The organism is Priestia endophytica (genome assembly GCF_026790145.1).
In the GTDB taxonomy this organism is placed as follows: Bacteria; Bacillota; Bacilli; order Bacillales; family Bacillaceae_H; genus Bacillus_I; species Bacillus_I endophytica_A.
Genome location: NZ_JALAMS010000003.1, coordinates 290,145 through 303,645 on the forward strand (window position 1 = coordinate 290,145; position 13,501 = coordinate 303,645).

14 protein-coding genes are annotated in these 13,501 nt (G+C 38.3%); all 14 read left to right on the top strand.

All coding sequences use genetic code 11. The features are described from left to right. Positions 1 to 47 precede the first annotated feature (47 nt). The 14 genes from MOC86_RS05625 (at position 48) to MOC86_RS05690 (ending at position 13,496) form a co-directional block, all read left to right on the top strand. Positions 48 to 1,397: an L-cystine transporter gene (locus MOC86_RS05625; protein ID WP_326847708.1), complete on the top strand. Its 1,350-nt coding sequence runs from the start codon at positions 48 to 50 to the stop codon at positions 1,395 to 1,397. Between the two features lie 230 nt (positions 1,398 to 1,627). Further along, entirely contained in the window at positions 1,628 to 2,806 is a 1,179-nt protein-coding gene (locus MOC86_RS05630) for an ATP phosphoribosyltransferase regulatory subunit (protein ID WP_268583189.1), read from the top strand. Beyond that, positions 2,803 to 3,432 carry an ATP phosphoribosyltransferase gene (gene hisG, locus MOC86_RS05635; RefSeq protein WP_268583190.1) on the top strand — a complete coding sequence of 210 codons (630 nt, stop codon included), beginning with the start codon at positions 2,803 to 2,805 and terminating at the stop codon, positions 3,430 to 3,432. Before MOC86_RS05630 ends, hisG begins: the two co-directional genes overlap by 4 nt. Before the next feature lie 6 nt (positions 3,433 to 3,438). Continuing rightward, positions 3,439 to 4,719: a histidinol dehydrogenase gene (gene hisD, locus MOC86_RS05640; RefSeq protein ID WP_268583191.1), complete on the top strand. Its 1,281-nt coding sequence runs from the start codon at positions 3,439 to 3,441 to the stop codon at positions 4,717 to 4,719. Beyond that, complete coding sequence (gene hisB, locus MOC86_RS05645) at positions 4,673 to 5,305, top strand: imidazoleglycerol-phosphate dehydratase HisB (protein WP_268583192.1); 633 nt, start codon at positions 4,673 to 4,675, stop codon at positions 5,303 to 5,305. Before hisD ends, hisB begins: the two co-directional genes overlap by 47 nt. Position 5,306: 1 nt before the next feature. Beyond that, positions 5,307 to 5,948: an imidazole glycerol phosphate synthase subunit HisH gene (gene hisH / locus MOC86_RS05650; RefSeq protein WP_268583193.1), complete on the top strand. Its 642-nt coding sequence runs from the start codon at positions 5,307 to 5,309 to the stop codon at positions 5,946 to 5,948. Then, positions 5,941 to 6,675: a 1-(5-phosphoribosyl)-5-[(5-phosphoribosylamino)methylideneamino]imidazole-4-carboxamide isomerase gene (gene hisA / locus MOC86_RS05655; RefSeq protein WP_268583194.1), complete on the top strand. Its 735-nt coding sequence runs from the start codon at positions 5,941 to 5,943 to the stop codon at positions 6,673 to 6,675. The genes hisH and hisA overlap by 8 nt, the downstream gene beginning before the upstream one ends. Further along, positions 6,672 to 7,430, top strand: a complete 759-nt coding sequence (hisF, locus tag MOC86_RS05660; protein ID WP_268583195.1) for an imidazole glycerol phosphate synthase subunit HisF — start codon at positions 6,672 to 6,674, stop codon at positions 7,428 to 7,430. The genes hisA and hisF overlap by 4 nt, the downstream gene beginning before the upstream one ends. Then, the gene (hisIE, locus tag MOC86_RS05665; protein ID WP_268583196.1) at positions 7,427 to 8,053 is read left to right on the top strand and encodes a bifunctional phosphoribosyl-AMP cyclohydrolase/phosphoribosyl-ATP diphosphatase HisIE; all 627 of its coding nucleotides are present in this window, start codon (positions 7,427 to 7,429) and stop codon (positions 8,051 to 8,053) included. The genes hisF and hisIE overlap by 4 nt, the downstream gene beginning before the upstream one ends. Before the next feature lie 269 nt (positions 8,054 to 8,322). After that, complete coding sequence (locus tag MOC86_RS05670; RefSeq protein ID WP_268583197.1) at positions 8,323 to 9,795, top strand: tetratricopeptide repeat protein; 1,473 nt, start codon at positions 8,323 to 8,325, stop codon at positions 9,793 to 9,795. Between the two features lie 47 nt (positions 9,796 to 9,842). Next, positions 9,843 to 10,856: a thioredoxin-disulfide reductase gene (gene trxB, locus MOC86_RS05675; RefSeq protein WP_268583198.1), complete on the top strand. Its 1,014-nt coding sequence runs from the start codon at positions 9,843 to 9,845 to the stop codon at positions 10,854 to 10,856. Between the two features lie 287 nt (positions 10,857 to 11,143). Next, positions 11,144 to 11,602, top strand: a complete 459-nt coding sequence (locus tag MOC86_RS05680; RefSeq protein ID WP_019394932.1) for an NUDIX domain-containing protein — start codon at positions 11,144 to 11,146, stop codon at positions 11,600 to 11,602. Positions 11,603 to 11,648: 46 nt separating this feature from the next. Next, complete coding sequence (rapZ, locus tag MOC86_RS05685; protein ID WP_019394933.1) at positions 11,649 to 12,536, top strand: RNase adapter RapZ; 888 nt, start codon at positions 11,649 to 11,651, stop codon at positions 12,534 to 12,536. Further along, on the top strand, positions 12,537 to 13,496 hold the full coding sequence (locus MOC86_RS05690; RefSeq protein ID WP_268583199.1) for a gluconeogenesis factor YvcK family protein: 960 nt from the start codon (positions 12,537 to 12,539) through the stop codon (positions 13,494 to 13,496). Positions 13,497 to 13,501 lie beyond the last annotated feature (5 nt).

Here is a 13,501-nt window from a genome sequence, read left to right on the forward strand (position 1 = left end):
GTTTAACAGCTGTGGATACTTTGTATATCATTATTAATATTTTAATTATGGCAGTGTTCATCGGACTGCTTGTCTATATGCAGAGAAAACATGTTTCGTTTTCAAAACGTGTTTTCACAGGTTTAGGTTTAGGGATTGTATACGGTCTTATTTTACAGTTTATTTATGGAGCAACATCAGACGTTGTTGTAACGTCATCTGATTGGTTTAATATTGTCGGAAACGGCTATGTTAAGTTTCTACAAATGCTTGTTGTCCCACTTGTATTCATTTCAATCGTTTCAGCTTTTACACGTTTGAAAATGACAAAGAATATCGGGAAAATTAGTGTCCTTATTATCGGTATCTTACTTGGAACAACGGCTATTGCATCAGCAGTTAGTATTGGAACAACAGCTTTGTTTAATTTAGATGCAAATCAGATTGATGGCGGTTCTGCTGAACAAAGTAGAGGTCTTGAGCTTGAAGATAAGCTTACAGGTGTCAAAGACTTAACGTTACCACAACAAATTGTTGAACTACTACCAGCTAACCCATTCCTTGATTTCACAGGAGCTCGTCCAACGTCAACAATTGCAGTTGTTATTTTTGCTGCGTTTATTGGGATAGCTTTCTTAGGTGTAAAACGAAAGCAGCCTGAACAAGCAGAAATGTTTGAAAAGATTATTGAATCTATCCGTACAATTGTAATGCGTATTGTAACGCTTGTTATTCGTCTTACTCCATTTGGAGTGTTAGCAATCATGACGAGAACAGCAGCAACAAGTGACTTAAAATCAATTGCAAATCTTGGTGTCTTTGTAATTGCATCATACGTTGCGTTAATTGTAATGTTCTTAGTTCACCTTATTCTTTTATCTGTGTTCGGCTTGAACCCAATTACGTATGTGAAGAAAATTATTCCAGTTTTACTTTTTGCTTTCACATCACGTTCAAGCGCTGGAACATTGCCAATTAACATTGATACACAAACGAAGAAGCTTGGTGTCCCTGATGCAATTGCAAACTTTGCTGGTTCATTTGGCTTGTCTATTGGGCAAAACGGATGTGCGGGTATTTACCCTACAATGCTTGCTGTAATGATTGCACCAACAGTTGGCATTAATCCATTTTCGCCTTCATTTATTGCAACATTAATTGTTGTTGTTGCTATTAGCTCATTTGGAGTAGCTGGTGTCGGCGGTGGAGCAACGTTTGCCGCTTTAATCGTTCTTTCTACAATGAACCTTCCTGTAGCACTTGCAGGTCTGCTTATTTCAGTTGAACCTCTTATTGATATGGGACGTACAGCATTGAACGTAAGCGGAAGTATGACAGCAGGAGTTGTCACAAGTAAAGCAACAAAAGAAATTAATACAGCAATGTATAACAATAGAAGTATTGAACTTGAACATTAAAAAAAACCTTGGCTTCGGCCAAGGTTTTTTTGTTCGCTAATTATGGAAATAATAGGTATTATAAAGATAGGATCAATAAACAGAAAATTTGATTATTTCATATATTATTTGAACGTGAACTGTTGACGAGGCGAAATGAAAGATGTAAACTACTAATAACTTTAATTCATTATTTCTCTAATTCATTAGTGTGATAAAGTATTTTTATTATAAATCAAAGGATGGTTACGATGTCGAAGTTATTTATGTTTGAAAAGCCACTTGGAATGCGAGATACATTGCCACAGCTTTATAATCGAAAAAAAGCAGTTCGTGATCAGCTTGCTGGGGAGATTAAAAATTGGGGATATCAATATATGGAAACTCCAACTTTAGAATATTACGAAACGGTCGGAAATGCTTCAGCTATTCTAGATCAGCAACTTTTTAAACTTCTTGATCGACAAGGGCGGACACTTGTCTTAAGACCAGATATGACAACGCCAATTGCACGGGTTGCTTCATCCAAATTAGCTAATGATATTCCACTTCGTCTTGCCTATGAAGCAAACGTATATCGAACCCAGCAGGATGAGGGAGGAAGACCGTCAGAATTTGAACAGGTAGGGATTGAACTTATTGGGGACGGAACAATTACAAGTGATGCAGAAGTCATTTCTCTCATGATTAGTGCCCTTAAAAAAGCAGGATTACAATCATTTAAGGTTGCAATTGGGCACGTTGGCTACATTAATTCGCTTTTCTTAGAAATTGTCGGAAATGAAGAACGAGCGAATGTCCTGCGTCGTTATCTTTATGAAAAAAATTATGTTGGCTATCGTAACCATGTCCAAAACTTAGGTCTTTCTTCCATTGATCGAGATCGCTTATTGAAGCTTCTTGAGCTACGTGGAGATGAAACGAAAATTGTGGACGCAATTGACCTTGCTGAAAGTGAAGAAGGGAAGAAGGCAGGAAGACAGCTTCGCGACCTTTGGAAGCTTCTTGAAGTATATGGTGTTACAAATGAAATTAAGATTGATTTTAATCTTGTAAGTCATATGAGTTATTACAGCAGCATTTTATTTGAAGTTTATGCTGAAAACGTCGGATCTCAAATCGGAAATGGTGGAAGATATAATGAACTTTTGGAAAAGTTTAATCAAAACACACCTGCAACAGGATTTGGTATTCAGCTTAATCGGCTATTAGAAGCGTTGAATGCTCCTGAAGAAGAGGAAAAAATAGATTGTATCCTATATAGTACCGAAAGACTTGCTGAAGCTTTTGTTCTTGCGGAAGAGAAAAGAAAGGTTCAGGAAAAAGTAGTTATTCAGAACATTGCAGGAGTCCAAGATGTTGACTCTTTTACACAAAAATTTGACGACGTCACATATTTAATTGGAAAAGCACGAGGTGAAAATAAATGAGCAGCCCTTTAACAATTGCTATGCCGAAAGGTCGTATCTTTGAAGAAGCAGCAGACTTGCTACGAACAGCTGGATTTGCTCTTCCAGCAGAATTTGATGACTCAAGAAAGCTTATTGTGGACGTAGAAGCTGAGAACATGCGCTTTATTTTGGCTAAGCCAATGGATGTCACAACATATGTAGAATATGGAGTTGCAGACCTCGGAATTGCTGGGAAAGATGTCATGCTTGAAGAAGAACGAGACGTTTATGAACTTCTAGACTTAAAGATTAGCAAATGTCATCTTTCTGTAGCTGGTTTACCTAATGCCATTCGTGATGAAGTTGCACCAAAGGTAGCAACAAAATACCCAAACGTTGCTTCCTCATATTTTAGAGAACAAGGAGAACAAGTGGAGATTATTCGCTTAAATGGATCAATTGAACTTGCTCCTATTGTGGGATTAGCCGATCGAATTGTTGATATTGTGTCAACAGGGCAAACATTAAAAGAGAACGGACTCGTAGAGCTCGAGCATATTGAAGATATTACATCTCGGTTAATCGTAAATCCTGTAAGCTACCGTTTAAAAGACGAGCGAATTGATGAAATTGTAACAAAATTAGCTTCAGTTTTAGAAGGGTGAGAAAAGATGGACATTCGGAAAGTAACGAGTGAGCTAAGTTTAAAACGGAAAATTAATAATGGGACAGGGGAACAGCGTGAAGCTGTTATTAGTATATTAGCAGACATTGAGAAGCGTGGAGATCAAGCTCTTCAAGCTTATACAAAGAAGTTTGATGGCGCATTGTTGAAAGATTTCCGCGTCTCAGAAGAAGAGATTAAAAGCGCATATGAACAAATTGACGATAGCATAGTGAATATCATCACAGAAGCCGCGGAAAATATCCGTGATTACCACGAGCGAATGAAAAGTCAATCTTGGATTGTAACAAAACCGGATGGGACAATGCTCGGTCAGCAGGTTACACCGCTTGATGCTGTTGGTGTATATGTGCCAGGTGGGACAGCAGCATATCCTTCATCAGTATTAATGAATGTTATTCCAGCTCAAGTTGCTGGAGTAGGACGAATTGTCATGACGTCTCCTCCAAACGAAAAAGGCGAACTTCCAGCTGGTGTTCTCGTTGCGGCGAACGAGCTTGGAGTTGATGAAATTTACAAAGTAGGAGGAGCACAAGCTGTCGGTGCTCTTGCTTATGGAACAGAGACAATTGCACCTGTTGATAAAATCGTAGGTCCTGGGAATATTTTTGTTGCACTTGCAAAACGTGAAGTCTTTGGCCTTGTTGATATTGACGCTATTGCAGGTCCGAGTGAAATTGTCATCTTAGCAGATGAGTCAGCACATCCGGATGAAGTTGCAGCAGATCTTCTTTCTCAAGCAGAGCATGATCGGCTTGCTTCAAGTATTCTCGTTACGCATTCAGAAGAACTTGCCTATCGTGTACAGAAGGAAGTAGAGCAACAATTAAAAACACTGCCTAGAAGAGACATTGCTTTAGCTTCCATAGAAGATCATGGAGCTATTTATGTAACAGAGTCATTAGAAGAGTCTGTTACTGTTGTGAATAAATTGGCGCCAGAGCACTTAGAAGTTGTCACAAAAGATCCTCATAATCTACTTGGTCAAATTCGACATGCAGGAGCAATCTTTTTGGGAAGATATAGTTCAGAACCTGTTGGAGATTATTTTGCAGGTCCAAACCATGTTTTGCCGACAAATGGAACAGCGGCATTTTCTAGTCCGCTTTCTGTGGAGTCTTTTGTTAAGAAATCAAGCATTATTTCTTATAGTGAGAAGGCATTAATCGAAAATGCTAGCAAAATTGCTGCATTTGCCCGCTTAGAAGGGTTAGAAGCACATGCACGTGCTGTTGAATCAAGGTTTAAAGCGAAGGGAGAAAATTAAAGTGAGAGAAGCTTCAATTGAACGTAAAACAAACGAAACAGATATTGCTCTAAGTATGAACATTGATGGAGAAGGAAAGTCTTCGATCAAAACAGGCGTGCCGTTTCTGGAACATATGCTTGATTTGTTTACAAAACACGGGCAGTTTGACCTTGATATTAAAGCAAATGGAGATACAGAAATTGATGACCACCACACAACAGAAGACATCGGAATTTGTCTTGGTTCGGTTTTTAAAGATGCGTTAGGAGATAAAAAAGGAATTAAGCGTTATGGCCAAGCTATGGTGCCGATGGATGATGCACTTGCTCAAGTTGTTGTAGATCTGAGCAATCGTCCTCATTTTGAATTAAAAGGAGATATTCCAGCAAGCCAAGTTGGAACATTTGATACAGAACTTGTTGATGAGTTTCTGTGGAAGTTTGCGCTAGAGGCTCGTATGAATCTACACGTTATTATTCACTATGGTCGCAATACACACCACATTATTGAAGCTGTGTTTAAAGCGCTCGGCCGTGCATTAGATGAAGCAACAATGATTGATCCTCGTGTTAAAGGCGTTCCCTCAACGAAAGGAATGTTGTAGTATGATTGGCATTATTGATTATGGAATGGGAAATCTTTATAGCGTCAGCAAAGCACTTGAGCGTTTGGATTATGACTATATTGTTTCAAATGATCCCAAAGAGCTTAAGAAAACAAAAGGTTACATTCTACCAGGCGTAGGAGCATTTGGAGATGCTATGGAGGAGCTTAACCGTCAAAACCTTGCTTCTTTTATAAAAGAGGAAGCAGATAGAGGAAAACCTCTTCTTGGTATTTGTCTAGGGATGCAGCTTCTATTTGAACAAAGCGAAGAAAATGGAATATCTGATGGTCTTGGTCTTTTAAAAGGGCGCGTTATTAAATTTAAAGGCACTACAGCAGAGGGTGAGTTATATAAAGTTCCTCATATGGGATGGAATAAGCTAACATTTAACCGAGACTCAGAGCTATTAACAAATGTGGAAGAAGAGCATGTTTATTTTGTTCATTCTTATTATGTAGATACAGACGATAAAGAAGCGATTATTGCAACAGCTGATTATGATGTTAAAGTACCCGCTGTTGTTGGCAGGGCCAATGTGTTTGGAACTCAGTTTCATCCAGAAAAAAGCAGCGATATCGGGGTAAAGATGCTAAGAAATTTTGCAAACTATGTGGAGAAGCGAGGAGAAAGCAGTGAGTAATTTTACGATTTATCCAGCTATTGATATGCGTGGGGGAAAATGTGTCCGCCTTGTCCAAGGGGACTACAGTAAAGAAACGGTCTATGGAGATTCACCGCTTGATATGGCAAAAGTATTTGCAAACGATGGAGCCCAGTGGATTCATATGGTAGACCTTGATGGAGCTAAAAAAGGAGCTCGAGTGAATGATAATCATGTTTTACGTGTTAAAAAGGAATTGAACGTGTCTGTTCAAATCGGCGGTGGGATTCGAACAGAGGAAGATGTAGCGTTTTATCTAGAGAATGGAATAGACCGCGTTATTTTAGGAAGTGCTGCTATCTCAAACCCTCAGTTTGTGAAGGATATGCTTCACAAATATGGAGAGAAAATTGCTATTGGAATTGATGCAAGAGACGGATATGTTGCAACAGAAGGATGGATTGAAACTTCAACAATTAAAGCGACAGAGCTTGGTCAGAAGCTCGCAGCTGAAGGAGCTAAAACTTTTATTTTTACAGATATCGCTACAGACGGTATGCTGTCTGGTCCAAATGTGGAGGCAGTCAGAGAACTTGCTGAAGTTACAAAAGCAAATGTGATTGCTTCAGGTGGTGTCAGTTCTCTTGCTGATCTTAAGAATCTTTTCGCGTATGGAGAAAGTGGGATTGAAGGGGCTATTGTCGGCAAGGCTCTTTATACAGAGCAGTTTACCGTAAAAGAAGCACTTAAAGAGGTGGAGAGATGATTACAAAACGAATTATTCCTTGCCTTGATGTAAAAGATGGGCGTGTTGTAAAAGGCGTTCAATTTGTAGAACTTCGCGATGCGGGAGATCCTGTTGAGCTTGCAAAGTTTTATGATGAGGAAGGCGCAGACGAACTAGTTTTTTTAGATATCTCTGCTTCTCATGAAGGTCGTAAAACAATGGTTGATGTTGTAAGAGAAGTTGCCTCACAATTAGCGATTCCCTTTACTGTTGGGGGAGGGATTAATTCGCTTGAGGATATGAAAAGAATGCTTAGAGCAGGTGCTGACAAAGTATCGTTAAATACAGCTGCTTTATTAAATCCCTCACTTATTACAGAAGGAGCCAACTTCTTTGGTTCTCAATGCATTGTCGTTGCAATTGATGCCAAATGGGATGAAGGGCTAGGGTCGTGGCGTGTATATACGCACGGAGGACGTAACGAGACCAAGTGGGATGTAGTTTCATGGGCGAAAGAGGCTGTGTTAGCAGGAGCAGGTGAAATTCTTTTAACAAGTATGGATTGTGATGGCGAGAAACAAGGATTTAATTTAGAACTAACAAAGGCTGTAAGTGAAGCTGTGTCTGTACCTGTGATTGCATCAGGGGGGGCTGGAAATGCAGAGCACTTCTATACAGGGTTTGAAGAAGGAAAAGCAGACGCTGGTTTAGCAGCTTCTATTTTTCACTATAAAGAAACGTCAGTAAGGGAAATTAAAGCAGCGTTAAGACAACGAGGAGTGAACGTACGATGAACCTAGAAGATGTTGTATTTGATGAAAAAGGACTTGTTCCAGCTATTGTCCAAGATGCGATAAGTAAAGAAGTCCTTACATTAGCTTATATGAACAAGGAATCATTGGAGAAATCTTTAGAGACAAAAGAAACTTGGTTCTATAGTCGCTCAAGACAAGAGCTTTGGCATAAAGGAGAAACATCTGGTAATACTCAAAAAATTGTAGGGATGCGTTATGATTGTGACGGAGATGCTCTTGTTATAGAAGTTGAAATTAATGGACCTGCTTGTCATACTGGAAAATATTCTTGTTTTAATAAGGAGCTTGTAGAGAAGAAATTTGCCTCATCTGACAACCGCTTTGCTATTATTAATCAACTTGAACAAGTTATTGCAGCTCGTGAACAGGAACGTCCAGAAGGAGCTTATACAACGTATTTATTCGAAAAAGGTGTGGATAAAATTTTGAAAAAAGTCGGAGAAGAAGCTTCAGAAGTGATCATCGCTGCAAAGAACCGTGATCCTGAAGAGTTAAAATGGGAAGCAGCTGACCTACTTTATCACTTGCTCGTTCTTCTTCGTGAACAGAAGCTCCCGCTTGATGAAGTGCTTAGCGTTTTAGAAGAAAGACACGGATCATAACAAAGAAAAGACGTTCACGTATAGTGAGCGTCTTTTTTGTCGCTCCCAGTAAAAAGTTAACGGTCTCCTCTACTCTCGAAGCTATTAAGTGTGATATACTACGAACGATATAAATAAAGTCATTCGGCATGAAAATATGGTTTCTTTTGTTGCCTGTCAAAGCGCTTTTTTTATAAGCTTTTGATGAGCAGCATTTTTCAGCATGCTGAAGAAATAACTATACTACACAAAAAGTTCAGGTGAAATAAACAGTGGACATGGAGGACGGAATGGAGAAAAACACACGCTCAGAAGCGGCTAAAGTTATTCCGTTGGTTCAAACAAGCGAGTACTTTTTCGATAGAGGCATTAAAGCCTACAAAAGAGGAAACGTAAAGAAAGCAAAACGATATATAGAAAGAGTATTGCAACTTGAACCGGAAAATACGGTTGTGCTCTGTCAGCTAGCTGTAATTTTAACAGACTTAGGGGATTATCAGCAGTCAAACGAATTGCTACAATCTGCTTTGCAGAATGCAAATCAAGAATCAGTGTATGAATGCCATTATTTTATGGCAAATAATTATGCTTATCTTGGTTTTTTTCAAGAAGCAAAGAAACATGCACTTCAATATATAAATAATGAAAAAAATGGTCGATTTTCTCAAGCGGTTGAAGATTTATTAGAAATTTTATCAATTGAAATGGATGATATAGACGAAGAAGAGAATGAAAATGAAGATCGTCTTATTATGCAGCAAGAGAAAGCAAAACTATTGCTTGAAATGGCTCAATTTGAAGAAGCAAAAGAGCTTCTCCATGAGATCATTGAGGAACATCCAGAGTTTTGGGCTGCCTATAATAACTTAGCTCTTGCTCATTTTTATACAGACGAATATGAACAAGCTATGATTTATGTACGCAAAGTCCTTGAAAGTAATCCAGGAAATCTGCATGCTCTTTGTAATGAAGCAGTTTTCTACTTTAAGACAGGAAAGCAAGACTTACTAGAGAGACAGCTTACAAAACTACGTGTTGTTTATCCTATCTCATTTGATCATCGATATAAATTAGGCGTAACATTTGCTGTCATTGGGGAATATAGCGGAGCATATCGTTGGCTCTATAGCCTTTATAAAAAGGGAGCTGCACGAGATACAACATTTTTATATTGGTTGTCTTATTCCGCTTATTATATTGGACATGAAAACCTAGCAAAACAGGCATGGGAAAAGCTGCTTGTATCTTCTCCTGAAAAAAAGGGAGAAGAACCATGGAACATTGCAGCCTCAACGGATGGTATACAAGAGGTGCTTCACTATATAAAACAAGGTGAGGAAGAGCAGTTCTTTGGTCTTTATCTCTTAGCTCAAATGGAGAATGAAGAAAGAAAAACACTTCTAACAAAAGAAACAGAACACTTTCTGTATTCCCCGTTTTTGAAAACTCTTTCTCAGGATATGCTAAAGGGTGAGGAACTTCCCCGCTGTTTGCAAATTGCTTTAACAATGAGAAAAAGCTTGCAAAGCGAAGAAGAGGAAAAAGGAATTGTATATTGGTATACTCTTTACAACAAAGCGCGATTTACTGAGATTGAAATGAAAAATATCTCTGCTTTTGCTGCAAGTGTTGTATATATGTTTTATCAAAATTTAAAAAGGCCAGTACCTCAGAAAAAAATTGCACAAGAGTATGGAATATCTCTTACAACAATGTCAAAATATATAAAGAAAATCCGTTCGGTAAGCATTGTTTCTGTCTAGAGAAAGATTGTGAAATAAACTGTAATTTTTGAGCAAAAAGATAGACGATGTTTCTAATACCTTATACGATAAGAATAAGTAAATGCATAAGTGAAGAAGGAGTGGAAGAAATGTCAGAAGAAAAAATTTATGATGTCATTATTATTGGAGCAGGTCCTGCAGGTATGACTGCTGCTGTATATACATCTCGTGCTAATCTTTCAACTTTAATGATTGAACGCGGGGTACCTGGTGGTCAAATGGCAAACACAGAAGATGTTGAAAACTACCCAGGATATGAAAATATTTTAGGTCCAGACCTTTCAAATAAAATGTTCGAACATGCTAAAAAGTTTGGAGCAGAATATGCTTATGGCGACATCAAAGAAGTTATTGATGGAAAAGAGTACAAAACTGTTGTAGCTGGAAGCAAAGAATACAAAGCTCGTGCAATCATTATTGGTACAGGGGCAGAGTATAAGAAAATTGGCGTTCCTGGTGAAAAAGAGCTTAGCGGACGCGGCGTTTCGTATTGCGCAGTTTGTGATGGAGCATTCTTTAAAAATAAAGAGCTTATTGTTGTTGGTGGAGGAGACTCTGCTGTTGAGGAAGGCGTATACTTAACACGCTTTGCTTCTAAAGTGACAATCATTCACCGCCGTGATGAGTTACGTGCTCAAAAAATTCTTCAAAAACGTGCGTTTGACAACGAAAAAGTAGACTTTATTTGGAACCATACTGTAAAAGAAATTCATGAAGGTGAAGGTAAAGTAGGCAAAGTTACGCTTATTAATACCGTGACAGGTGAGGAATCTGAAAAAGACACTGATGGTGTCTTCATCTACATCGGCATGGTTCCTTTATCTAAACCATTTGAGAACTTAGGTATTACAAATGAAGAAGGCTATATCGAAACAAACGAACGTATGGAAACGAAAGTACCGGGAATTTTTGCTGCCGGAGACGTACGTGAAAAGTCACTTCGCCAAATTGTAACAGCAACAGGTGATGGAAGTATTGCTGCTCAAAGCATCCAACATTATGTAGAAGAGTTACAAGAAGAGCTACAATCTGCTAAATAATAGGCGAAAAAGACGAAAAGGGGAGTTTAACAGAACCGTAATTGCCTTTTAACTGTGCTGTAACACCTATGTTACATTGGTTCGTTATAGTGTAGATAAGTAATTGACCCCCTTTTATAAATACGTTACGTTGAGCACAGCGAGTTCAAGCTGTGCTCTTTTTTTGTAAATTTAGAGGTCGAATTGAAGTTGTTAAACATTTGTGAATGATGCCGATATATTGTTGTCTATTGCTCCTTCATTGTATAATAAGAAAAACAATAGTCGTAAACAACAGAGGTGAAAAAATGCAGCGTGTAACAAACTGTGTCTTATTAAAAGATGATAAAATTCTTCTTCTCCAAAAACCACGCCGCAACTGGTGGGTTGCTCCTGGAGGGAAGATGGAACAGGGGGAATCTGTAAAGGATTCTGTTGTTCGTGAATTTAGAGAAGAAACAGGTGTTTATTTAAAAAATCCAACAGTAAAAGGGATTTTTACGTTTGTTATTAAAGAGGGAAATGAAGTTGTGTCAGAATGGATGATGTTTACCTTTTTAGCAACTGAATTTGATGGAACAAATGTCCTTGAATCTGAGGAAGGCAAGCTATCTTGGCATAAGCTTGATGTAGTTAATGAGCTTCCAATGGCTCCTGGAGACCATCATATTATTGACTATGTTGCAAAAGGATCTGGCATGATCTACGGAAATTTCACATATACAAAAGACTTTGAGCTTCTTTCTTATAGAATCGATCCTTCATAGTCTGCAATAAATAGTAGGGATAATCTTACTAGGTAGGGGGAGAAACATGAGCATTAATTCTTCACAAGAAGTTCAGTTAGTAATTATTACAGGAATGTCTGGTGCGGGGAAGACAGTTGTTGTGCAAAGCTTTGAAGATTTAGGGTTCTTTTGTGTTGACAACCTTCCGCCAACGCTTATTCCTAAGTTCTTGGAGCTTATGAAGGAGTCTAACGGAAAAATGAATAAAGTAGCGGTTGTCATGGACTTAAGAGGGCGCGAGTTCTTTGATAGTTTATTTCAGGCACTTGATCACCTTGATGAAACATCTTGGATTACGCCTCAAATTTTATTCTTAGATGCAAAAGATAATGTTCTTGTTCAACGCTATAAGGAGACAAGACGTTCTCATCCTCTTGCCAAAACAGGCATGCCGCTTGATGGTATTCAGCTTGAACGAGAGCTATTAGATGACCTAAAGGGAAGAGCTCAGATCATTTTAGATACATCGGATTTAAAGCCACGCGAGCTTCGAGAAAAAGTAATAACGCAGTTCTCCACAAATAATTCTCAAGTATTTAGCGTGAATTTTGTTTCATTTGGTTTCAAATATGGTCTTCCTATTGATGCTGACTTAGTTTTTGATGTTCGTTTTTTACCAAACCCGCATTATATTGATTCGCTTCGTCCTAAAACAGGACTTCAAGAAGAAGTGTCTTCTTACGTACTAAAATGGAATGATACTCAAAAGTTTCTTGAAAAGCTTATCGATCTTTTAAAGCTTATGCTTCCACAGTATAAACGCGAAGGAAAAAGTCAGCTTATTGTTGCAATCGGATGTACAGGAGGTCAGCATCGTTCTGTTACTTTAGCTGAGTATCTTGCCAAAGTTTTTGAAGGAGATTTCAAAACAAATCCACTGCATCGAGATATTGAGAGGAGAAAACAGAAGTAAATGACTACAGCACATCCAAAGGTTGTTGTAATTGGAGGGGGAACAGGGCTACCTGTTTTACTAAGAGGATTGAAATATTATCCAATTGATATTACAGCAATCGTTACTGTCGCAGATGATGGAGGAAGTTCAGGTAGGCTGCGGGAAGAGCTAGGTATTCCCGCACCTGGTGATATTCGCAATGTTCTTGTAGCGCTTTCACGCGTAGAACCTCTTGTAGAAGACCTTTTTCAACATCGATTTTCAAGTGGGGACCAGTTAACAGGTCATGCGCTAGGTAACCTGATTCTAGCAGCGATGACATCTATAACTGGAAATTTTGTGCACGCAATCCAAGAAATGAGTAAAGTACTTAATGTGAGTGGAAATGTGCTTCCTTCAGCTAATAAGAGCGTTATGCTACATGCAAAGATGGAAGATGGTACTGTTGTCTCAGGAGAATCTATGATTCCCCAAGCAGAGAAAACGATTGATCGTGTTTTCTTAACCCCAGAAACAATAGAACCTGTTGAAGAAACTATCGAAGCTATTCGAGAAGCAGATATTGTTGTATTAGGTCCAGGGAGTTTATTTACAAGCATTATTCCTAATTTACTTGTTCCACAGATTGCTGAAGAGCTTTGTAAATCAGCCGCTAAAAAAATCTATGTTTGTAATGTAATGACACAACTTGGAGAAACGCATGATTATAAAGCTAGTGATCATGTATTAGCTATGTATAAACATGTTCCAAGTCCTTTTTTAAATACAATTATTGTTCATAATGGAGAAATTCCTAAAGAAATTCAGACTAAATATAAAGAAGAAAAAGCTATTCCCGTTGACTATGATCGAAGAATGTTGGAAAAACTAGGTCTACATGTTATTGCAGACGATTTTATTCAATATGATGGAGACGTTATTCGACATAATACAAGAAAAGTAGCACAAACCATTTTCTCGCTACTTCATCAAGAATAACGGGG